Here is a 20,146-nt window from a genome sequence, read left to right on the forward strand (position 1 = left end):
CGGATCAGGCAAGATGGGCAGCATGGACGCAGCTGTGAGCGCACCCCGGGTTTTGGTGGTCGACGACGACTCCGACGTACTGGCGTCGCTGGAACGCGGGCTGCGGCTGTCGGGATTCGAGGTGTCCACCGCCGCCGACGGCGCCGAAGCGTTGCGCAGCGCCACCGAGACGCGACCGGACGCGATCGTGCTGGACATCAACATGCCCGTGCTGGACGGCGTGAGCGTGGTCACCGCCCTGCGCGCCATGGACAACGACGTGCCGGTCTGTGTGCTGTCCGCGCGCAGCTCGGTCGACGACCGGGTGATGGGCCTGGAAGCCGGCGCCGACGACTACCTGGTCAAACCGTTCGTGCTGGCCGAGCTGGTGGCACGGGTCAAGGCCCTGCTGCGTCGCCGTGGGTCCGCTGCGACGTCGTCGTCGGAGACCATCACGGTGGGCCCGCTGGAGGTCGACATTCCGGGCCGGCGAGCCCGGGTCAACGGTGTCGACGTCGACCTGACCAAACGCGAGTTCGACCTGCTCGCGGTGCTGGCCGAGCACAAGACCGCGGTCCTGTCCCGCGCCCAACTGCTGGAACTGGTGTGGGGCTACGACTTCGCCGCTGACACCAACGTGGTCGACGTGTTCATCGGCTACCTGCGGCGCAAACTGGAGGCCGGTGGCGCCCCCCGGCTGCTGCACACCGTTCGCGGAGTGGGATTCGTGCTGCGCACGCAGTGACGAAGAACCCATGAACCTCATGAACCTCGTGTCGCGCATTCTGACCCGTACCCCGTCGCTGCGCGCCCGGGTGGTGGTGGCGACGGTGATCGGCGCGGCGATCCCGGTGCTCATCGTCGGTGCCATCGTCTGGAACGGCATCACCGGAGACCGCAAGTACTGGCTGGACCGCCGGCTCGACGAGGCAGCCGGCTTCGCGATCCCGTTCCTTCCGCGCGGACTCGACCAGATTCCGCGCTCACCCAACGACCGCGGAGTCGTGATCACCATCCGCAAGGGCGACCACGTGACGTCCAACTCGAACATCACGCTGCCGGAATTACCGGCCGGCTACGCCGACACCACCATCGGCGGAGCCCGTTACCGGGTCCGGACGGTGGATGTCCCGGCGCCCCAGCCCACGTCGGTGGAAGTGGGCGCCACCTACGACGAGACCATCGCCGAGACCAATGCCGAGCACCGGCGGGTGATCCTGGTCTGCGGATTCGCCATCGGCGCCGCCGCGGTCTTCGCCTGGCTATTGGCCACGTTCGCGGTGCGACCGTTCAAACGGCTGGCTCAGCAGGCGCGGTCGGTCCACGCCGGCGACGAGGCACCCCAGGTCGGCGTTCGCGGTGCCAGCGAAGCCGTCGAAATCGCCGAGGCGATGCGGGGCATGCTGGATCGAATTTGGAAAGAGCAGAAACGCACCGAAGAAGCCCTGGCCTCCGCACGTGATTTCGCGTCGGTGTCGGCGCACGAGCTACGCACCCCGCTCACCGCGATGCGCACCAACCTCGAGGTGCTGGCCACCCTGGACCTGCCCGACGACCAGCGCAAAGAAGTCCTCAACGACGTGATCCGCACCCAGTCCCGGATCGAGGCCACGCTGAGCGCGCTGGAACGGCTGGCCCAGGGCGAGCTGTCCACCTCGGACGACCATGTACCCGTGGACATCACCGAACTGCTCGACCGCGCCGCCCACGACGCCATGCGGGTCTACCCCCACCTCGAGGTCTCGTTGGCGCCCTCGCCGACCTGCATCATCGTGGGCCTGCCGGCCGGGTTGCGCCTCGCCGTCGACAACGCGATCGCCAATGCCGTCAAGCACGGCGGCGCGACACGAGTCCAACTCTCGGCGGTCAGCTCGCGGGCCGGGGTGGAAATCGCCGTCGACGACAACGGCAGCGGCGTGCCCGAAGAGGAGCGCAGGATCGTGTTCGAACGGTTCTCCCGCGGGTCGACGGCCTCCACCTCCGGCTCGGGTCTAGGCCTGGCGCTGGTGGCCCAGCAGGCGCAGCTGCACGGCGGCACGGCATGGCTGGAGGACAGCCCGCTGGGCGGGGTGCGGCTGCTGCTGCGGCTGCCGGGGCCGCGCTAAACCGTCGGCTACGACGACGCCGGGTCAGTGTCTGCGGACGCCGTGTCGGTGGGCGGCTCGGACCCGGCGGGAGCGGTCGGCGCTTCGGCCTCGACACGCCCGATCATCAGCGCGAACGTCAGCACCAACCCGAATACGAAGGCCAGCGCGATCAACAACAGATTCGCGCTGTGCATCAGTGTGCTCCCATCTCACCGGCACCGGACAGCTCCGCGGCAGCTTGCTCTTTGCTCGCCGGCCGGATCGACACCATAGTGATCGCCCAGGCGACCATCGAACCCGCAGCGAAAGCCAACAGGTACCACAACCATTGGATGACGAAGTCCATGTCGGATTCTCCTTACTCCTTACCTGGAGTGACCACCGACGGGCGGTACGCCGGGCGATCCGGTCGACGTGAGTGGCCCGTTAATACCCATCTTGTCGACGATATTCAGGTTGGGCCAGGCATTCTCTGCCGCCTGCTCGACGGCGTCCTGCTGCTCGGCCGACGCGGCGGTTCCACTCAGCGTGATGGTGTCCCCGCTGACCACGAGGCTGAAATTGGTGATCGACGCGGCGGCATTGAACACCGGGCCGGCGTCTGAAAAATCCAGCGCGGTGACGTCGGGGTTGATCCCGAGAGTGTCGATGATATTGGCGTTCGAGCCCACCGCGGCGATCACCGCATCCAGCAGCGCGGCCTTAGCCCTTTCGTCCGGGAAAAACCCGCTGAGGGTGATGTCGCGACCGTTGCGGGTGATCGACACCGGCGTCAACGACACCGGCGGAATTGTCGGCTTCCGGTTGGCGCCCGTGGGCAATGCCGGCGCCCCGGTCGGCGCCCCGGTCGGCGCATTGGACTCCGCGTGGTTTCGGTCCCCTACTGCGTAACCGATCGCCGCCAACAACAGCGGGACGACGATCAGGGCGATCAACCACGGGACCCCGAGAGGTCGCCGGTAGAACTTGGCCGATCGCCGCGGCTCGGCAGTTTCGGAAGCTTTCTCGGGACTCGCCATGGGCCCTCCCAACCTGGACTATCGGGGACTACCTGGATTGAATCGCCCGGCCGATCTGCCAGCCTAGGACACCGGCCGCCGATCTCTTCGCCGTGTCGGCTAAATCGACCTTTAAATCGGCGAGCAAGATCAGCGCCCACACCCCTAGCGCGCGTCGATGGTGACGTAGTCGCGCTCGGTGTAGCCGGTGTAGATCTGGCGAGGCCGGCCGATCTTGTTGTCGCCCTCGTCGTGCATCTCCCGCCAGTGTGCGATCCAACCGGGCAACCGGCCCAGCGCGAACAGCACGGTGAACATCCGCGTCGGGAAGCCCAGCGCCCGATAAATCAGACCGGTGTAGAAATCGACGTTCGGGTAGAGCTTGCGCTCGATGAAGTAGTCGTCGGTCAGCGCTGCCTCTTCGAGCTCCTTGGCGATCTGCAGCAGGTTGTCGTCGCCGCCGAGCTTGGCCAACACCTTGTCGGCCTGCTCCTTGACGATGCGCGCCCGCGGATCGTAGTTCTTGTAGACCCGGTGGCCGAAGCCCATCAGCTTGACGCCGTCCTCGCGGTTCTTCACCTTGCGGACGAACTCACCCACGTCGCCCCCGCTGTCTCGGATCTGCTCGAGCATCTCCAATACCGCCTGGTTCGCGCCGCCATGCAACGGACCCCACAGCGCGTTGATGCCACCGGAGATCGAGGTGAACAGGTTGGCCCGCGACGAGCCCACCAGCCGCACCGTCGACGTCGAGCAGTTCTGCTCATGGTCAGCGTGCAAGATGAACAACAGGTCCAGCGCCCGAACGATCTCGGGGTCCGGATGGTAGGGCTCCGCCGGCAGCCCGAAGGTCATCCGCAGGAAGTTCTCCACCAGAGTCAGTGTGTTGTCCGGGTAGAGAAACGGCTGACCGACCGACTTCTTGAACGCGTAAGCGGCAATCGTCGGCAACTTCGCCAGCAACCGGATCGTGGACAGCTCTACCTGGCCGTTGTCCACCGGGTCCAGCGAATCCGGATAATAGGCCGAAAGCGCATTGACCACGCTGGACAGCACCGGCATCGGATGGGCGTTGCGGGGGAAGCCGTCGAAGAAGCGCTTCAAGTCCTCGTGCAGCATGGTGTGCCGCTGGATTTGCCGGGTGAATTCGGCCAACTGCTCCTTGCTCGGCAGCTCACCGTAGATCAGCAGGTAGCTGACCTCGATGAAGGTCGACTTCTCGGCGAGCTGCTCGATCGGGTAGCCCCGATAGCGCAAGATGCCGGCATCGCCGTCGATGTAGGTGATCGCGCTTGTCGTGGACGCGGTGTTGACAAAGCCCGGGTCCAGGGTGGTGTAACCGGTCTTGGCCAGCAGCGCGCCGAGGGCAATACCGTCGGCTCCCTCGCTGGCGCGCACGATCTCCAGGCTCAACTCACCACCCGGGTATCGGAGGGTGGCGGTGTCGTCGCTTGCGGCCACAAGAACCCCTTTTCGCTCATCCAAGGTTGGTACAGCCGAAGGTAGTCGCTGTCGTCGCGAAGCGCCCGCCCGGGGGCGGGGCCACCACGGCCATGGCGGGCCGGGGATACCAGCGCACCTAGGGCTGCAGGCGTTCGATGCGGTCGCCGGTGATGCGAATGCGGTTGTGTAACCGGTTTTCCCGACCTTGCCAGAACTCGACCACGTCGGGGGCGATGCGGTAGCCGCCCCAGTTCGGCGGAACCGGGATGTGCTCGACATCGGCGAAGCGGGCGGTCACCTCGGCGAGCTGGTCAAGCAGCGCAGCACGCGAGGAGATCGGTTGCGATTGGTGCGACGCCCAGGCGCCCAGTTGCGACCCGCGTGGCCGTTTGGACCAGTAATGCTCAGTAGCCTCTCGCGTGACTTTGGTCACCCGACCGCGGATATGAAACTGCCGGCCCAACCCATACCACGGAAAAGTCGCCGCCGCGTAGGGCGTGGCGGCCAGCTCGGCGCCCTTGTCCGAGTCGTAGTTGGTGAAAAACGTGATCCCGTCCTCGTCGAATCCCTTGCACAGCACCGAGCGGGTGGCCGGCTTGCCCGCATCGACGGTCGCCAGCACCATCGCGTTCGGCTCGGCCAAGCCGGCGTTTTCGGCATCTCGGAACCACTTGCGCAGCAACGCAACCCAACCGTCTGCCAGCCAGTCGACGTCGAGATCCGGGCTGCCGTCTTTTTCCACGGAGCCATACTCCACCCGCATCGCGGCGAGGTGTTCGTTGTCCGGTCCTGCCATCGGGCCAACAGTACTCGCGGCACGCACCGCGAGTTACCGGGCGGTAGCGACCGGCCCGGACCCGCGTGCGACAATCCCCTCATGACTGTGGTCCCGCAGAATTTCGTCCCCGGCCTCGACGGCGTGGTGGCTTTCACCACCGAGATCGCCGAACCGGACAAGGACGGCGGCGCTTTGCGCTACCGGGGCGTGGACATCGAGGATCTGGTCGGCCGACAGGTCACTTTCGGCGATGTGTGGGCGTTGCTGGTCGACGGCAAGTTCGGCCATGGCCTGCCGCCCGCCGAGCCGTTCCCGCTGCCGATCCACAGCGGCGATGTGCGGGTCGACGTGCAAGCCGGTCTGGCGATGCTGGCCCCGATCTGGGGCTACCAGCCGCTGCTCGACATCGACGACGCCACCGCCCGCGAGCAACTGGCGCGCGCATCGGTCATGGCGCTGTCTTACGTCGCCCAATCGGCGCGCGGCATCTATCAACCTGCCGTACCGCAGCGGATCATCGACGAATGCCCCACGGTGACAGCTCGTTTCATGACCCGATGGCAGGGCGAGCCCGATCCTCGGCACATCGAGGCGGTCGACGCGTACTGGGTGTCGGCAGCCGAGCACGGGATGAACGCGTCGACGTTCACCGCACGGGTGATCGCTTCGACCGGTGCCGATGTCGCGGCGGCGCTGTCCGGGGCGATCGGCGCGATGAGCGGCCCATTGCACGGCGGCGCGCCGGCCCGGGTGCTGCCGATGCTCGAAGAAGTCGAACGCACCGGGGACGCGCGCGGCTTGGTCAAAGGCATTCTCGATCGCGGCGAGAAACTGATGGGCTTCGGTCATCGCGTCTACCGGGCCGAAGATCCCCGGGCGCGGGTGTTGCGGGCGACCGCCAAAAGGCTGGAAGCGCCGCGCTACGAGGTGGCCATGGCCCTGGAGCAGGCGGCGTTGTCCGAGCTGCACGAGCGACGCCCGGACCGGGCCATCGAAACCAACGTCGAGTTCTGGGCCGCGGTGATTCTGGACTTCGCCCGGGTGCCGGCCAAGATGATGCCGGCGATGTTCACCTGCGGCCGCACCGCCGGATGGTGCGCCCACATTCTCGAGCAGAAAAAGCTGGGCAAGCTGGTTCGCCCGTCGGCGATCTACGTCGGGCCCGGGCCGCGCAGCCCCGAATCCGTCGAAGGCTGGGAGCTGCTCGGCACGGCCCGGCTAGGCCAATTCGCGTAGCCGGTCGACCAGCCGGCGCCGCATCGACGGCCGCGGCGCGGTCCCCGCGGTCGCAAGCATGTCGGCGATCGAGGTGAACTTGTCCCGCGGCCGCTCATCGCTGATCCCCCGCGCGCGTTCTGCGGCGTCGATAGCGTGCCAGCCGGCCGCGTCGACGACGTCGGGCTGGCGCGCATACACCAACCTGGACAGGGCGCGAGGTCCGGCAACCGGGTCGGCCAGCAGCCCGTCGTTGAAATCGTCGACCAGGGCCTGCACGGTTTGCAGGGAACAGGACTTGTTGGTGCCGATGAACCCGGTGGGCCCGCGCTTGATCCACCCCGCCACATAGGCGCCGGGCACCGGTCGTCCGATGTCCGGCTCGATGACCCGACCCCCGTCGTTGGGCACGACTGCGGCGGTTTCGTCGAAGGGCAGGTCGGGTATGCGCTTGCCCCGGTAGCCGATCGAACTGAGCACCAGGCCCGCGTCGATTCGGCGCGCGTGTCCGGTCCCGGTCACACCGAATTCGATCCCGGTGACGCGGTCGGTGCCGATCAACCGCCGCGGGGTCAGCAGATATGCCAGCCGGATGCGGGGCCGCTGAGCCGGCGCGGAGCTGTTTTTGAGTTTGCCGAGGATCTCTAGCTTCTGCCGGGTCAAAAGATCGGGCCCCGTCTCCAGGTCTCGCCGCACCCGTTGGTGGTCGTCCGGGTCGAGCACCACATCAGCGTCCGCGGTCAGCCCGATCAGCTCGGGCAGGGTGAAGGCCGAGTGAAGCGGGCCGCGGCGGGCGGCGACCACCACTTCCCGGACCCGCGACGACCGCAGCGCGGCCAGTGCGTGATCGGCGATGTCGGTGCGGGCCAGGACGTCGGGGTCGGCCGTGAGAACCCGGGCCACGTCCAAGGCCACATTGCCGTTGCCGATGATCACGACCCGTTCGTGACTCAGATCCACCGGCAGTCCGGTGAAATCGGGGTGCCCGTTGATCCAGGCGACGACCTCGGTGGCGGTCAGGCTGCCGGGCAGGTCGGCGCCGTCGATGTCGAGCCGGCGGTCAGCCGGCGCGCCGACCGCATAGATTACGGCGTGATGGTGCAACAGCAGATCGGCGTGGCTCAGGTGCTTGCCGATCTCCACGTTGAGAAAAAAGTGAAAGCCGCGATGATCGGCCACTGTGTCGAACAACCGGGTCACACGTTTGGTGTGCTGGTGATCGGGCGCCACTCCCGCGCGCACCAACCCGTAGGGCGTCGGCAGCTTCTCGAACACGTTGACCCGCACCCCCGGCTGGGTGAGTAACTCGTCGGCGGCATACATCGCCGCCGGCCCCGAGCCCACGATCGCCACGGTCAGCGGGGGCTTGCGAGCGCGGACCTGGGCAGCGGGCAGCACCGGGGCCAGCTTCGATGTCGGCGGCAGCTTCACCCCGGCGGGCCGGGCGGGGTAGAACGAGGCGTTGATCTCGACGAACGGCAGCTGCTCGGGCGCCAGCCGGGTATCGGGCGCGATCGCGCCCACCGGGCATGCAGTCACGCAAGCCCCGCAGTCCACGCATGCCCCCGGGTCGATGTAGAGCATCTCGGCGGTGGCGAAGCCCGGCTCGTCCGGCGTGGGGTGAATGCAGTTCACCGGGCAAGCGAAAACGCAGGACCCGTCGTTGCAGCACGACTGGGTGATAACGTGCGGCACAGGCCGGGTCGTTCTCAGGCGGCCGGGGCCGCGGCGAGAGGCCGACGCTGCGGTTCGCTGCGGTAGCGCGACGGTTTGCCGTTGATCTTGCAGATCCGCCAGATCATCTTGGCGGCCGGATTCATCAATCCGGTGTCGGCGCAGAGCATCCGCACGTCGCCGAACATGTCGCGCAGCATTTGCCGCGACTCCGGCGAACCGAAGAAAACGTCTTTGCGCACCTGCCGCGGAATGTCGAATTCGCGCCAGAACGCCTTCGGCGGCACCACGATGGCCGAGCACAGAATCCGCATGGTCACCGGGACGGTCAGCGATAGCCAGAATTTCTGGCGGCGCGGCAGGCGCGGCACCCGTCTGCGCAGGTACTCGTGCGCAAACGAGATGTGGCGCGCCTCCTCGGCCACGTGGATGGCCATCACCCGCTCCATGATCGGGTGCAGCGTCTTCCCTTCGCGCAGCACGTTCTTCTGGGTGTGGTCGATCGGTTCCTCACCGGCAAGAATCCCGAACCAGAACGGGATCGGCAGCGGTCCGGCCAGGAGCGGAATCAGTGGCTGCAGCCACTTCAGTAGCCGCGGCAGCCCGGGCACGTCGGCGCCGATGCGGTTCACCATCTCCTGAAACATCATGGTGTGGTTGCACTCTTCGACCGCCTCATGCAGGCAGTAGCGGTATTCCGGTGACCCGTTGGGCACCCAGAACGCATACTCCATCAGGCCCCGGATCAGGATGTTTTCGAAGTGCAGGCCGACTTTGGCCACGTTGGCCTGCCGCCACATGCCGATCTGGATCTGCCGCTCCTGCGACTGCGCCCGGTACCAGGGATGCCGGCCCAGCGGATCGGTCTGCGGAAGGATCCAGCGCGGGTCGTTCGCGGTGACGGCGTACTCGTCGGATTCCCAGTCGATGTCGGTGTAGGGGTTGAAGTTACGCCGCACCGACCCTTCGGACAGGGTGCGCAGCATCTCGACGTACTCGATGTCGTCTTGGACATCCATGTTGCGGCGCCACCGCTGCACCATTTTCGTCCGAGCAATCTTCTGAGCCATGCCGGGTCTCCCCCTGAGGTTCGCATTGGGACGAGTGAAGTACACAGTACCGTAGGTATCGCCAACTTTCCAGGCCCAACCCCGCCCCTGTGGGGCAAAGCTGTGCCACCGAACGGCTGTGCTTCCAGTCACAGCCGCACGCTCACTAACCTGGGGGCCATGGCTGAGGCGCTCAGGATTCCCGACAGCATCAAACCCGGCGACGGCCGTTTCGGATGCGGCCCGTCGAAGGTCCGACCGGAACAGCTGGCGGCGCTGACCACCACCGCCGCGGGGCTGTTCGGGACCTCGCACCGGCAGGCGCCGGTGAAAGATCTGGTCGGGCGGGTGCGCAGCGGGCTGCGGGATTACTTCTCGGTTCCCGACGGCTACGAGGTCGTCCTGGGTAACGGCGGTGCGACCGCGTTCTGGGACGCCGCAGCGTTCGGGCTGATCGACAAGCGGTCGCTGCACCTGTCGTACGGCGAGTTCAGTTCGAAGTTCGCCAAAGCGGTAGCCAAGAACCCGTTCGTCGGCGATCCGATCGTCGTCGAGACCGATCCCGGCAGCGCACCGGAGCCGCAGAGTGACCCGTCCGCCGACGTGGTCGCCTGGGCCCACAACGAGACCTCGACCGGGGTGGCGGTGCCGGTGCGCCGTCCGCCCGGATCCGGAGAGGCGCTGGTCGTCATCGATGCCACGTCCGGCGCCGGCGGCCTGCCGATCGACATCACCGAGACCGACGCCTACTACTTCTCGCCACAGAAGAACTTCGCCGGCGACGGCGGTTTGTGGCTGGCGATCCTGAGCCCTGCGGCGTTGGCGCGCATCGAGGCGATTGCCGCCTCCGGGCGCTGGGTGCCCGATTTTCTGTCGCTGCCGATCGCGGTGGAGAACAGCCTTAAAAACCAGACCTACAACACCCCGGCGATCGCCACGCTGGTGCTGTTGGCCGAACAGCTCGAGTGGCTGTTGGACAACGGCGGGCTGGAATGGGCGGTCAAGCGAACTGCCGATTCGTCGCAACGGCTCTACAGCTGGGCGCAGCAGCGCCCTTACACCACGCCATTCGTCGCCGAACCCCGGCTGCGGTCCCAGGTGGTGGGCACGATCGACTTCGCCGAGGACGTGGCCGCCTCAGCCGTCGCCGCGGCGCTGCGCAGTAACGGGATCGTCGACACCGAGCCCTACCGCAAACTCGGCCGCAATCAGCTGCGGGTTGGCATGTTCCCCGCGATCGAACCCGACGACGTCAGCGCGCTCACCGCCTGCATCGACTGGGTGGTCGAAAGACTCTGAACTGTCGCCGACCCGCGTGTCACCGCGGCGCAAGCGGTTGGCTGCACTAAAGTGCGCACCTGACAGGCCTGCGAGGAGATGTCATGCGCGAACTCAAGGTTGTCGGCCTCGACGTCGACGGCAAACACATCATCTGCCAGGGCCTGGACCCGACCGCGACGCCGGCCGACACGTTCAGGCTGCGCGCCGACGAGCGGCTGCGGGCCGCTGTGCTTGGTGACGGGGCTCGAGGGATGCAAACCCACGAGTCAGAAGCCAGCAGCGCCCTGCGACCCAAGGAAATCCAGGCCCGCATCCGCGCCGGGGCCTCTGTCGAGCAGGTCGCCGCGGCAGCCGGTGTGGACATTCGATGGGTTGAACGGTTCGCTCACCCGGTGCTGCTGGAGCGCTCGCGGGCTGCCGAGCTGGCAGCGGCGGCACATCCGGTGCTGGCCGACGGTCCTGCGGTGCCGACGTTGCTGGAGACCGTCACCGCGGCGCTGCTGTCGCGGGGGCTCAACCCGGACAACACCACCTGGGATGCCTGGCGTAACGAGGACGGCCGCTGGACGGTGCAGCTGGCCTGGCGAGCCGGGTGCTCCGAGAACCTGGCGCACTTCCGCTTCACCCCGGGCGCGCACGGCGGGACGGTCACCGCCGTGGACGACGCGGCAAGTGAGCTGATCGACCCCGACTTCGACCGTCCGCTGCGGCCGGTGGCGCCCGTCGCCCAGCTGGAATTCGACGCGCCCGAAGTCGATCCTGCGCCGTCGGAAAGCCCCAGTCAGGAAAGTCCCGGCGAACCGGTGCGGACCCGCCGCGCCAAGAAGCCGCCGGTGCCGGCGTGGGAGGATGTGCTCCTGGGTGTGCGCTCCGGAGTTCAGCGCTGACCTCCGGCCCCGGCGCTAGCCGGTTGCCCGAGCCGCCAGCACCAGCAACACCACCCACGCGGCAGCCACGCCGGCTCCCAAGCCTGCGACAAACCAGCGCAACACCGGGGTGTGCCGCCATCCCCACAATGTCGGCGCCAATCCGCCGGCCGCCACCAGGTTGAGCCCGACGGCCAGCAAGGGGTGCACCCGGACCAATCCCAGACTCAACACCGCGACCGCGACCGCGGTGACCGCAGCGACGAAGGCGGCTACCGTTAAACCCCTTGCCCAAGGCGTTGATTCGTCCTTCATTGGGCGAGCCTAACTCGCTCGTAGAAGGCCAGCGCCGCCGCGGTGGCGACGTTGAGCGAGTCGGTGCCACCCGACATCGGTATGCGTACCCGCAGGTCGCTGGCCTGCATCGCGGCATGGCTCAGCCCGGACCCCTCGGCGCCTACCAGTACCGCCACGCGTTCGTCCCGCACCGCCGCCATCGCCGCCGACAACATCGCCGCTTCGCGGTCGGGTGTCATCGCTAGCAATCGAAACCCTTTCTGCCGCAACGTATCCAGGTCAGCCGGCCAGTGGCGTGCCCGCGCGTAGGGGACCAACAGCACGTGTCCCATCGACACCCGCACAGCGCGCCGGTACAAGGGGTCGGCACAACCGCTGCCGAGCACCACCGAGTCAACGCCAAGCCCGGCAGCGTTGCGAAAGATCGAGCCCACATTCTCGTGGTCATTGACGCCCTCGACCAGCGCGACCGTGCGCGCGCCGGCGAGCACCCCCGCCAGTGTCGGCTCCGGCGCTCGGCGCGCCGCGGCGAGGACTCCCCGGTTCAGGTGAAAGCCCACCACCTGAGCCATGACCTCGGCGGAAGCCCGGTAGTACGGCGCGTCGCTACCGGCCAGATCCGCCCGGAGCTCGCTAAGCCGGCGGTCGGTGCCGAAAAGTGCCAGCGGTCTGAACCGCGACGCCAGCATCCGTTGCACCACCAGCACGCCTTCGGCGATGACCAGGCCGCGGCCGGTCGGCAGGTCGGGGCGTTGATCGACACTGTTGAGGTTGCGAAAGTCGTCGACGCGCGGATCGTTGGGATCGGTGACGTCGCAGACGATCACCTCATCCACGTGGGCCTTCGTCGACGAGAAACAAGATCAGATCGGCGGCCTCGCGCAGGGTCTCACGGTCGGCGTGCGCCAGGCACCCAAGCCGCTCGGTGAGCCATTCCTGACTCGCCCGGCGCTCGGCTTCCAGCAGTTCGGCGCCGGCACCGGACACCGAAACCAACACCTGCCTGCCATCGTCGGGGTGCGCCGTGCGGTCGACAAAGCCCAGATCGGCCAGCGAGGCGATCACCCGCGTCATCGACGGTGGGCGAACCCGTTCCCGGACGGCCAGTGCACCCGGTGTCATCGGGCCCTCTTTGGACAACGTCGACAGGGCGGAGAGCTGCGACAACGACACCGGCGACAGGGAGCGGCGGAAGCGTAGCTGCCGGGCCAGCCGCATGACCGCCAAGGACAGGTCGCTGGCCAGTCGGGTATCGGGGTCGGTCACAGCGCGAACGTTACGACACAATGTCGGACCGTTAGGAGGAAATCGCTGATGCGGGCTGGGCTACCGTGGAAGCGATGCTTGACCCGGAGCAAACCCCGCAGCCGCCGCCGCTGCCCACACCGCTGCTGCAGGTGTGGCCGGTCATCGCCGTCGGCGCGCTGGCGTGGCTGGTGGCCGCATTGGTTGCGTTCACCGTGCCGCACCTGGACGGTTGGCGACCGGTGACAGTGGCCGGGCTGGGAGTCGGCATGCTGGGCACCGGCATTTTCCGCTGGCAACGTCATGCCGCGCGCCGCGGCGCGCGGGGAGCTCAGATCGGGCTCGAGTCGCAAAGTGATCCGGCCCCGAAGGGATGATTACCGCTATCCACAAGGAAGGATTGGTCGATGGCAGCACCGCTCTTGCAAGCACAGATCGATATCAAGGCACCGGTGACCAAAGTCTGGGAGTTGGTGTCTGACCTCCGCCGGATGCCGGAGTGGAGCCCGCAGTGCCGCTGGATGAAGCCACTCGGCCCGGTGCGCCCAGGCACCCGAACCCTCAACCTGAACCGGCGCGGGTTGCTGTTCTGGCCCACGACATCGACCCTGACCGAGGTCATCCCGCAGCAGAAGCTGGCGTTCAAGATTCCCCTCAACGGCGCGGTGTGGAGCTATGAGTTGCAGCCGATTCCCGAGGGCACCCGGCTGGTCGAAACTCGACACGCCGAGAACGGCGTCAAGGCGATCTCGACCCTGACGGCCAACACGCTGCTGGGCGGGGCGGACAGCTTTGACCGCGAAATGCTCGACGGAATGAACGCCTCCCTGGCCAAGATCAAATCGGCCGCCGAGAACGGTTAAGTGTCCGCCGGTTTCTCGGTAACGTCGAGCAGCCCGTCATCGTAGGGGTCGTATGCCGGCGTACCGCTGCTCGGCGCAGCGGGAGTGTCGGAGTGCGCGCCGCAGCCGTACTCGGCGTCGACTACGTGCCCGTCGGCGGACAGCTCGTTGCCGCACACCCCGAACATCACGCCCAGCGAACCGGCCAGCGGCAGATAGAAACCGCAATCGCGGCACACCCGTTTGGTCGACCGGGCCATCGGCGAATCAGGACCGTAGTCACCGCTGTGCCAGCGTTGCGCCGCCGCAGAGCGGCCCAGGGCGCTCATCACCTGCCGCCGTCCCAGCCCGATCTCGGCGGCGATCTCGTCGACCTGAGGGTCGCCGCTGGCCAGGTAAGCGGGCACCAGGCGCGGATCGTCGGCCGGCGGCGCCAACAGATCACCGGGCCCCAGGTCGCCGGGTCGGATCCGCTGATCCCAGGGCACCCACTCCGGCGCCAGCAGCGCCGTCGGCCCGGGTACCAGCACCACCTCACTGATCGTGACACGGTCGGCGCCCGGGTAGGCGGCCACCACGACCGCCCATTGCCAGCCGTGGTAGCCGGGCAGGTGGGCCAGGAACCGATGGGTGGCAGCGGTGGAGTCCTCATAGCCGACACCGAGATAGTCACCGACCGTGTCGGCACCGCTGAACTCGGTGATAGCCGCCCGGGCCTGCTCGACGGCGCCGGTGAGGAGCGCCGCCAACTCCTGCGGCCATCCGGGCATGTCTGCCGCCGCCGCGGCCGCGGTAGGTCCGGTGGTGCTGCCTGGTGTTTCCATACGTCTTCAATATTGCCGTAGCAGCCCGGCGACCGGCCACACCGGTCGCCTGCGGGCCCGGACGGCCAACATGGGCAAGAATTGTTTCGTGGCCGGACAACGACGCGATCACCCGACCCGGCACCCCGGGATGGCCAACTACCCACCCGGCGATCCGGGCTATCGCCGTCCGCACCGTCCGCCGCCAATGCCCAGCGCCAACCGTTACCTGCCCCCGCTGCAACCTCGTCAGGACACCGGCGACCGGCGTGAGCCGGTCCGCGGCACCGGCGGAGATCGGATCACCGTGACCCGCGCGGCCGCTCAGCGCAGCCGCGAAATGGGCTCGCGGATGTACGGGTTGGTTCAACGCGCTGCCACTGCCGACGGCGCCGACAAGTCCGGGCTGACGGCACTGACCTGGCCGGTGGTAGCGAATTTTGCCGTCGACTCCGCGATGGCCGTCGCGCTGGCCAACACGCTGTTCTTCGCCGCAGCGACCGGTGAGAGCAAGGACCGGGTCGCGCTGTATCTGCTGATTACGATCGCGCCGTTCGCCGTGGTCGCCCCGCTGATCGGTCCGGCGCTGGATCGGCTGCAGCACGGCCGGCGCGTGGCGCTGGCGACCTCGTTCGCGCTGCGCACGGGGCTGGCCGTGGTGCTGATCGCCAACTACGACGGCGCAACCGGCAGCTTTCCGTCGTGGGTGCTGTACCCGTGCGCACTGGCCATGATGGTGCTCTCGAAATCGTTTTCGGTGCTGCGCAGCGCGGTGACCCCCCGAGTGATGCCGCCGAGCATCGACCTGGTGCGGGTCAACTCCCGACTGACCGTGTTCGGACTGTTGGGCGGCACCATGGTCGGCGGCGGCATCGCGGCGGGCGTCGAGTATGTGTTCACCCGGCTCTTCGCATTGCCCGGTGCGCTGTTCGTCGTCGTCGCTGTCACCCTGGCCGGCACTGCGCTTTCGATGCGCATTCCGCGCTGGGTGGAGGTCACCGAGGGCGAGGTCCCCACCACGTTGAGCTATCGCTACAGTCCAGCGCGCCGCAGTTGGCCCGAACACGTTCAACGGGCCGGCGCAACGCTTCGACAACCGCTGGGCCGCAACATCATCACCGCGTTATGGGGCAACTGCACGATCAAGGTCATGGTGGGGTTTTTGTTCTTGTACCCGGCCTTTGTGGCCAAGGCGCACGACGCCAGCGGCTGGGTGCAACTGGGCATGTTGGGACTGATCGGGGCGGCGGCCGGCATCGGCAACTTCGCCGGCAACTTCGCGGCTGCCCGATTGGCGTTGGGCAAGCCCGCGGAGCTGGTGGTGAGCTGCACAGTGGCGGTCACCGCCGCCGCGCTGGCCGTCGCGGTGACCGGCAGCCTGCTGGTGGCCGCGATCGCGACGCTGGTCACCGCCGGGTCCAGCGCGATCGCAAAGGCCTCACTGGACGCCTCGCTGCAAGACGACTTGCCTGAGGCGTCCCGCGCGTCGGCGTTCGGTCGCTCGGAGTCCACGCTGCAACTGGCCTGGGTACTCGGCGGCGCGCTGGGGGTGCTGGTGTACACCGAGCTGTGGATCGGGTTCAGCGTGGTCAGCGCGCTGCTGATACTCGGCCTGGCCCAGACGGTCGTCAGTTTCCGCGGTGACTCGCTGATTCCCGGCCTGGGCGGCAACCGGCCCGTCATGGTCGAGCGGGAAGGTGGCCGTCGCGGCGCAACCGCCGCGACGGCGGCGCCAGAGTGAGACGGCACGTCGCCGTGCTGGTCACCGCCCTGGTGGTGGTGACTTCGACGGCGGCCGGATTGGGCACCTGGCTGGGCGTGCGCGGGCACGGACACTCCCGACCCGAAATCAGCGCCTATTCGCACGGACATCTGACCCGGGTGGGCCCGTACCTGTACTGCAACGTGCTCGATCTCACCAAGTGTCAGGCGCCGCACGCGCAGGGCGAGTTGCCGGTCGACGCGCAAGACCCCGTGCAGCTGTCGGTGTCGACGGCGATCGGACGGGCGCCCTGGCGGCTGCTGCGGGTGTACCAGGATCCCGACGACGCCACGGTCACCATGTTTCGGCCGGGCTCCCGGCTGGCGGTCACCATCGCCACCGTCGACGCTGTGCGCGGGCGGCTGACCGGGATCGTCGTGCAGTTGCTGACCTTGGTTGTCGACCCGGCCGGCGAACTGCACGATGTCCCGCACGCGGAGTGGTCGGTGCGCACGGTGTGGGCGCCCTGATGCGCCGTCACGATCCCGGCACGGTCAGGAAGCGCCGCGCCACGTTCTCCTGGGTGGACGGGCCCGGTTCCCAATGCGCAATCCACGGCCCGGTGCCCTCCGATTGGTCCAGGATTCCCTCCTCCAGCCAGGTGTAGCGACCGCGCAGCACCTCGCGTGCCAGCCGGGCGTCGGTGCCGTCGGTGTTGGTCCACAACGCGCGGAAGAGTTCCTCGACCCGCAGGGTCGCCTGCCGGCAGAAAGCATCGGCCAGCTCGTAGGCTTGTTCGCCTTCGACGGGATCCGCGACACGCTGGGCTTCGGCGCGGACACACGAGGCCGCCATCGCGAACAGCTCCGCACCGATGTCGACCACGCGTCCGAGGAATCCTTGCTTTTGCTCCAGAGCGGCTTGCCACCGCGCCATCCCGTAGAAGGTGTTGCGGGCGAGCCTGCGCGCGCAGCGTTCGACAAAACGCAGATGCTTCGCCAGCGCGCCGAAATCACGATAGGTCGTCGGCAGGTGTCCTTCACCGACCACCAGCTTCGGCAACCACTTTGCGTAGAACCCGCTGGCATTGACCGCCGCCTTGGCCTTCTGGCGCAGCTCGGCTCTCGGGTTGGCCAGCTCCCCGGCCGCAGTCAAGTGCGCGTCGACCGCCTCGCGAGCGATCAGCAGCCGCATGATTTCACTGGACCCTTCGAAGATGCGGTTGATCCGCAGATCGCGCAGCAACTGCTCCACCGGCACCGCACGCTCACCGCGCGCGGCCAACGACTCGGCACACTCATAGCCACGTCCACCGCGGATCTGCAGCAACTCGTCGGCGATCAGACACGACATTTCGCTGGACCACAGCTTGGCCAGCGCCGCCTCGATCCGAATGTCGTTGCGGCCCTCGTCGGCCATCCGACCGGAAAGTTCGAGCACCGCCTCCAGCGCGTAGGTGGTTGCGGCGATGAACGAGATCTTCGCGGCGACGGCGGCATGCTCGCCGATCGGTTTCCCCCACTGGACCCGTTCGCCCGACCACTCCCGGGCGATCTTCAGCGACCATTTGACGGCTCCAGCGGTCATCGCGGGGATGGCCAGCCGTCCGGCATTAAGTGTGGTCAGCGCGATCTTGAGGCCGTCACCTTCGCGGCCGATCAGGTTCTCGCGCGGAACGCGGACCCGATCCAGCCGGGTGACCCCGTTTTCGATGCCCCGCAACCCCATGAACTTGTTGCGATGCTCCACGGTGATACCGGGCGAATCGGCTTCGACGACAAATGCGCTGATCCCGCCGCGATGACCCGCGCTCTTGGGGATGCGGGCCATCACTACCAGCAGATCGGCGACCACACCGTTAGTTGTCCACAACTTGACACCGTCGAGCTGGTAGGCTGCTCCACCCTCGATCGGCGTCGCGGTCGATGCCAGCCGTGCCGGATCAGAGCCGACGTCGGGCTCGGTAAGCAGGAACGCCGAAATCCCGCCCGCGGCGCACCGCGGCAGGAATTTACGCTTCTGCGCTTCGGTCCCGGCGAGTTTGAGCGGCTCCGGAACCCCGATCGACTGATGGGCCGACAGCAGAGCCCCCAGGCTCGGGTGCACCGTCGCGACCATCACCAGGGCCCGGTTGTAGGCGACCTGAGACATGTTCAGGCCGCCGTACTCCGTGGGGATCTTCATGCCGAAACAACCCAGCTCGGCAAGGCCTTTCACGTATTCATCGGGAATCTGCGCATCGCGTTCGATGACACTGCCGTCGACCGTGCTAAGGAATTCGCGTAATTTGGCAAGGAAGGCGTCGGTGCGGGCCTCCTCCTCGTCGCTGGGCCGGGGGAATGGATGGATCAGGTCTAACGGAAAGCGGCCCAGAAACAGCTCCTTGGCAAAGGACGGCTTGTCCCAACCGCTTTCGCGAGACTCCTCGGCGACAGCTCTGGCCTGCTCCTCGCTAACCTCTACCTGTTGCGCCACCGTGCACCTCCTGGCTCGTCCGACTCGTCAAGGCTTGCGCTACCAGTGTTCCCCGCAAGGCCAGGCCGCTACACCCTCGTCAACCACCGCAAAGACCGTGTGATGGTGGGCACATACTATGCCATGTGCCACCGGGTGGGTCGAAGTCGCCGGATGGGCTCGCGGTGGCCACCGCACTCGGGCCACTGCGGCCCTCGTTCCACGGGGCGTTGCGCTGAGCTGTCAGCACTGTCCTCGCGCGCATCTGCTGCGCCATGTCGAAACCCGCCAGCACAAAGACGGCACAGCAACCACGTTCGTCCCTTACCAGCGTGCAGTTCGCGCCGACCCGGCGCTGCCCGAACCGGATCAGGCTTCATCCTGAGGGCGACGAAATCGCGTTCTGCAGCGCTGTGGGCGCAGCCTCGATACCCTGGATGCAGACTTGTTCCTCCGACGCCCGAGCTGGCGGGCGATTGGGCTGATCGTCTGATCCGGGTCCAACGAGCCACTGAGCCGCACCGACTTCACCCGTCACCCCAACCAGGGTGTCACCGACCCACGCACCCACGTGAGCTAGGCCCGTTTTCCGCACTGGTCGAGCGTAGGGCCTGATTTGCTGGCGAGCTTCGGTGCTTGGGTGTGTGCGGTAATCCATTGTGGTGGTTGATATTTGATGCTGATACCGATGGTTAGTCGCGCTGACGAGATCGGTGCGCGGCTTGATCATGTAGGGCCAAACTGTCTCCCTCAGCGGCGGCCGAGGCTCACTGAATTACATGCTTGTAATGCACTGCTGATCGCGGTAGTGTAGGACCAACTACGAGGTCACTGGATGGGTCCGGCATGTACGTTAAGCGCCACGCCATCGTCAAGGGCGGCAAGCGCTACGTGTATCTGCGGCTGGTTGAAGCCTACCGGGATGAGCACGGCCGGGTGCGCCATCGTGTGCTCCGCACGCTGGGCCGCGAGGACCAACTCAAGGCGTCGGGCCAACTTGAGCAGCTGGCAGCCTCCTTCGCCCGGCTGGATCCGCCACCGGCTGGCACCCGCCGTCACGTCGGGCCACTGCTGCTGGTGGCGCATTACCTGGCCCGGCTGGGGTTGGTGGAGCTGGTCGACTCGGCGGCCCCGATGCGGGGACGGGCCATGCTGACCCACGGGGAAGTGATCGCCGCGCTGGTGGCCAACCGGCTGTGCGGGCCAGCACCGCTGTATGACGTCGCGGGCTGGGCATCCAGCGCGGCGATGGCCGAACTGTTCGGCGTGCCAGCGGGATTGCTCAACGACGACCGGCTCGGCCGGGCGTTGGAGGCGCTGGCCCCGGTGGCCGAACAGATCCGCGGCGAGCTGGCCCTGGCCGCCGCGGCCCAGGCGGCCGCGGGCGAGCGGGGCTGCGGCGACCGCGCGGGCGAGCCCACGTCGGATGTGCA

General features: G+C 67.4%; 22 protein-coding genes. 10 read left to right on the forward strand and 12 right to left on the reverse strand.

The window, feature by feature from the left end; all coding sequences use genetic code 11:
* Window positions 1–13 precede the first annotated feature (13 nt).
* Window positions 14–724 (forward strand): two-component system response regulator PrrA, encoded by a 711-nt coding sequence (gene prrA, locus F6Q13_RS11200; protein WP_293056322.1) that lies wholly within the window; start codon window positions 14–16, stop codon window positions 722–724.
* 19 nt (window positions 725–743) lie between these two features.
* Window positions 744–2,084, forward strand: coding sequence for a HAMP domain-containing sensor histidine kinase (locus tag F6Q13_RS11205; protein ID WP_293056346.1), 1,341 nt, complete (start codon window positions 744–746; stop codon window positions 2,082–2,084).
* 8 nt (window positions 2,085–2,092) lie between these two features.
* Here the strand turns inward: F6Q13_RS11205 and F6Q13_RS11210 are convergent, their stop codons facing one another.
* From F6Q13_RS11210 to pdxH, 5 genes are all read right to left on the reverse strand, one after another.
* On the reverse strand, window positions 2,093–2,260 hold the full coding sequence (locus tag F6Q13_RS11210; RefSeq protein WP_293056323.1) for a hypothetical protein: 168 nt from the start codon (window positions 2,258–2,260) through the stop codon (window positions 2,093–2,095).
* Window positions 2,260–2,412: a hypothetical protein gene (locus tag F6Q13_RS11215; RefSeq protein WP_293056325.1), complete on the reverse strand. Its 153-nt coding sequence runs from the start codon at window positions 2,410–2,412 to the stop codon at window positions 2,260–2,262. The genes F6Q13_RS11210 and F6Q13_RS11215 overlap by 1 nt, the downstream gene beginning before the upstream one ends.
* A gap of 19 nt (window positions 2,413–2,431) precedes the next feature.
* On the reverse strand, window positions 2,432–3,085 hold the full coding sequence (locus F6Q13_RS11220; RefSeq protein WP_293056326.1) for a BON domain-containing protein: 654 nt from the start codon (window positions 3,083–3,085) through the stop codon (window positions 2,432–2,434).
* A gap of 144 nt (window positions 3,086–3,229) precedes the next feature.
* On the reverse strand, window positions 3,230–4,525 hold the full coding sequence (locus F6Q13_RS11225) for a citrate synthase (protein WP_293056327.1): 1,296 nt from the start codon (window positions 4,523–4,525) through the stop codon (window positions 3,230–3,232).
* A 118-nt stretch (window positions 4,526–4,643) separates the two neighbouring features.
* A complete protein-coding gene (pdxH, locus tag F6Q13_RS11230) occupies window positions 4,644–5,303 on the reverse strand; it encodes a pyridoxamine 5'-phosphate oxidase (RefSeq protein WP_293056328.1) in 660 nt (219 codons plus the stop codon).
* Window positions 5,304–5,384: 81 nt separating this feature from the next.
* Here pdxH and F6Q13_RS11235 point away from each other — a divergent pair, with 81 nt between their 5' ends.
* Window positions 5,385–6,521, forward strand: coding sequence for a citrate synthase 2 (locus F6Q13_RS11235; protein WP_293056329.1), 1,137 nt, complete (start codon window positions 5,385–5,387; stop codon window positions 6,519–6,521).
* Here the strand turns inward: F6Q13_RS11235 and F6Q13_RS11240 are convergent.
* Both F6Q13_RS11240 and F6Q13_RS11245 read right to left on the reverse strand, forming a co-directional pair.
* Window positions 6,504–8,195: an FAD-dependent oxidoreductase gene (locus F6Q13_RS11240; protein ID WP_293056331.1), complete on the reverse strand. Its 1,692-nt coding sequence runs from the start codon at window positions 8,193–8,195 to the stop codon at window positions 6,504–6,506. The genes F6Q13_RS11235 and F6Q13_RS11240 overlap by 18 nt on opposite strands.
* Window positions 8,196–8,209: 14 nt before the next feature.
* Window positions 8,210–9,232, reverse strand: a complete 1,023-nt coding sequence (locus F6Q13_RS11245; RefSeq protein ID WP_293056347.1) for a diiron oxygenase — start codon at window positions 9,230–9,232, stop codon at window positions 8,210–8,212.
* A 171-nt stretch (window positions 9,233–9,403) separates the two neighbouring features.
* Between F6Q13_RS11245 and serC the strand changes: the two genes are divergently transcribed.
* Entirely contained in the window at window positions 9,404–10,522 is a 1,119-nt protein-coding gene (gene serC / locus F6Q13_RS11250) for a phosphoserine transaminase (protein ID WP_293056332.1), read from the forward strand.
* Between the two features lie 83 nt (window positions 10,523–10,605).
* Window positions 10,606–11,391 carry a septation protein SepH gene (gene sepH, locus F6Q13_RS11255; RefSeq protein ID WP_293056333.1) on the forward strand — a complete coding sequence of 262 codons (786 nt, stop codon included), beginning with the start codon at window positions 10,606–10,608 and terminating at the stop codon, window positions 11,389–11,391.
* A gap of 15 nt (window positions 11,392–11,406) precedes the next feature.
* Here the strand turns inward: sepH and F6Q13_RS11260 are convergent, their stop codons facing one another.
* Genes F6Q13_RS11260 through F6Q13_RS11270 form a run of 3 tightly spaced genes read right to left on the reverse strand, consistent with a single transcriptional unit; the run spans window position 11,407 to window position 12,933 of the window.
* A complete protein-coding gene (locus F6Q13_RS11260) occupies window positions 11,407–11,685 on the reverse strand; it encodes a DUF2537 domain-containing protein (RefSeq protein WP_293056334.1) in 279 nt (92 codons plus the stop codon).
* A complete protein-coding gene (locus F6Q13_RS11265) occupies window positions 11,682–12,503 on the reverse strand; it encodes an RNA methyltransferase (protein ID WP_293056336.1) in 822 nt (273 codons plus the stop codon). The genes F6Q13_RS11260 and F6Q13_RS11265 overlap by 4 nt, the downstream gene beginning before the upstream one ends.
* The gene (locus F6Q13_RS11270; protein WP_293056337.1) at window positions 12,496–12,933 is read right to left on the reverse strand and encodes a MarR family winged helix-turn-helix transcriptional regulator; all 438 of its coding nucleotides are present in this window, start codon (window positions 12,931–12,933) and stop codon (window positions 12,496–12,498) included. Before F6Q13_RS11270 ends, F6Q13_RS11265 begins: the two co-directional genes overlap by 8 nt.
* Window positions 12,934–13,007: 74 nt before the next feature.
* Here F6Q13_RS11270 and F6Q13_RS11275 point away from each other — a divergent pair, with 74 nt between their 5' ends.
* Window positions 13,008–13,289, forward strand: a complete 282-nt coding sequence (locus F6Q13_RS11275) for a DUF2530 domain-containing protein (protein WP_293056339.1) — start codon at window positions 13,008–13,010, stop codon at window positions 13,287–13,289.
* Window positions 13,290–13,319: 30 nt separating this feature from the next.
* Window positions 13,320–13,775 carry an SRPBCC family protein gene (locus F6Q13_RS11280; protein ID WP_293056340.1) on the forward strand — a complete coding sequence of 152 codons (456 nt, stop codon included), beginning with the start codon at window positions 13,320–13,322 and terminating at the stop codon, window positions 13,773–13,775.
* Here F6Q13_RS11280 and F6Q13_RS11285 read toward each other — a convergent pair.
* Window positions 13,772–14,578 (reverse strand): DUF3027 domain-containing protein, encoded by an 807-nt coding sequence (locus F6Q13_RS11285; protein WP_293056341.1) that lies wholly within the window; start codon window positions 14,576–14,578, stop codon window positions 13,772–13,774. The genes F6Q13_RS11280 and F6Q13_RS11285 overlap by 4 nt on opposite strands.
* A gap of 130 nt (window positions 14,579–14,708) precedes the next feature.
* On the opposite strand from F6Q13_RS11285, the gene F6Q13_RS11290 reads away from it, so the two are divergent.
* Window positions 14,709–16,298 (forward strand): MFS transporter, encoded by a 1,590-nt coding sequence (locus F6Q13_RS11290; RefSeq protein ID WP_293056349.1) that lies wholly within the window; start codon window positions 14,709–14,711, stop codon window positions 16,296–16,298.
* Window positions 16,295–16,789: a DUF2771 domain-containing protein gene (locus tag F6Q13_RS11295; protein ID WP_293056342.1), complete on the forward strand. Its 495-nt coding sequence runs from the start codon at window positions 16,295–16,297 to the stop codon at window positions 16,787–16,789. Before F6Q13_RS11290 ends, F6Q13_RS11295 begins: the two co-directional genes overlap by 4 nt.
* A 7-nt stretch (window positions 16,790–16,796) precedes the next feature.
* On the opposite strand, the gene F6Q13_RS11300 is transcribed toward F6Q13_RS11295, so the two are convergent.
* Entirely contained in the window at window positions 16,797–18,734 is a 1,938-nt protein-coding gene (locus F6Q13_RS11300) for an acyl-CoA dehydrogenase family protein (protein WP_293056344.1), read from the reverse strand.
* Window positions 18,735–19,559: 825 nt separating this feature from the next.
* Here F6Q13_RS11300 and F6Q13_RS11305 point away from each other — a divergent pair.
* On the forward strand, window positions 19,560–20,146 hold a 587-nt coding region (locus tag F6Q13_RS11305), incomplete at its 3' end, for a DUF4277 domain-containing protein (protein ID WP_293056345.1).

Source organism: Mycobacterium sp. (assembly GCF_008709575.1).
Classification (GTDB): Bacteria; Actinomycetota; Actinomycetes; order Mycobacteriales; family Mycobacteriaceae; genus Mycobacterium.

What these genes read in the sequence shown, in the direction of transcription:
- prrA (WP_293056322.1), top strand. Translation starts at nt 14, where the DNA reads ATGGGCAGCATGGACGCAGCTGTGAGCGCACCCCGGGTTTTGGTGGTC.
- F6Q13_RS11205 (WP_293056346.1), top strand. Translation starts at nt 744, where the DNA reads ATGAACCTCGTGTCGCGCATTCTGACCCGTACCCCGTCGCTGCGCGCC.
- F6Q13_RS11210 (WP_293056323.1), bottom strand. Translation starts at nt 2,260, where the DNA reads ATGCACAGCGCGAATCTGTTGTTGATCGCGCTGGCCTTCGTATTCGGG.
- F6Q13_RS11215 (WP_293056325.1), bottom strand. Translation starts at nt 2,412, where the DNA reads ATGGACTTCGTCATCCAATGGTTGTGGTACCTGTTGGCTTTCGCTGCG.
- F6Q13_RS11220 (WP_293056326.1), bottom strand. Translation starts at nt 3,085, where the DNA reads ATGGCGAGTCCCGAGAAAGCTTCCGAAACTGCCGAGCCGCGGCGATCG.
- pdxH (WP_293056328.1), bottom strand. Translation starts at nt 5,303, where the DNA reads ATGGCAGGACCGGACAACGAACACCTCGCCGCGATGCGGGTGGAGTAT.
- F6Q13_RS11235 (WP_293056329.1), top strand. Translation starts at nt 5,385, where the DNA reads ATGACTGTGGTCCCGCAGAATTTCGTCCCCGGCCTCGACGGCGTGGTG.
- serC (WP_293056332.1), top strand. Translation starts at nt 9,404, where the DNA reads ATGGCTGAGGCGCTCAGGATTCCCGACAGCATCAAACCCGGCGACGGC.
- sepH (WP_293056333.1), top strand. Translation starts at nt 10,606, where the DNA reads ATGCGCGAACTCAAGGTTGTCGGCCTCGACGTCGACGGCAAACACATC.
- F6Q13_RS11260 (WP_293056334.1), bottom strand. Translation starts at nt 11,685, where the DNA reads ATGAAGGACGAATCAACGCCTTGGGCAAGGGGTTTAACGGTAGCCGCC.
- F6Q13_RS11275 (WP_293056339.1), top strand. Translation starts at nt 13,008, where the DNA reads ATGCTTGACCCGGAGCAAACCCCGCAGCCGCCGCCGCTGCCCACACCG.
- F6Q13_RS11280 (WP_293056340.1), top strand. Translation starts at nt 13,320, where the DNA reads ATGGCAGCACCGCTCTTGCAAGCACAGATCGATATCAAGGCACCGGTG.
- F6Q13_RS11285 (WP_293056341.1), bottom strand. Translation starts at nt 14,578, where the DNA reads ATGGAAACACCAGGCAGCACCACCGGACCTACCGCGGCCGCGGCGGCG.
- F6Q13_RS11290 (WP_293056349.1), top strand. Translation starts at nt 14,709, where the DNA reads ATGGCCAACTACCCACCCGGCGATCCGGGCTATCGCCGTCCGCACCGT.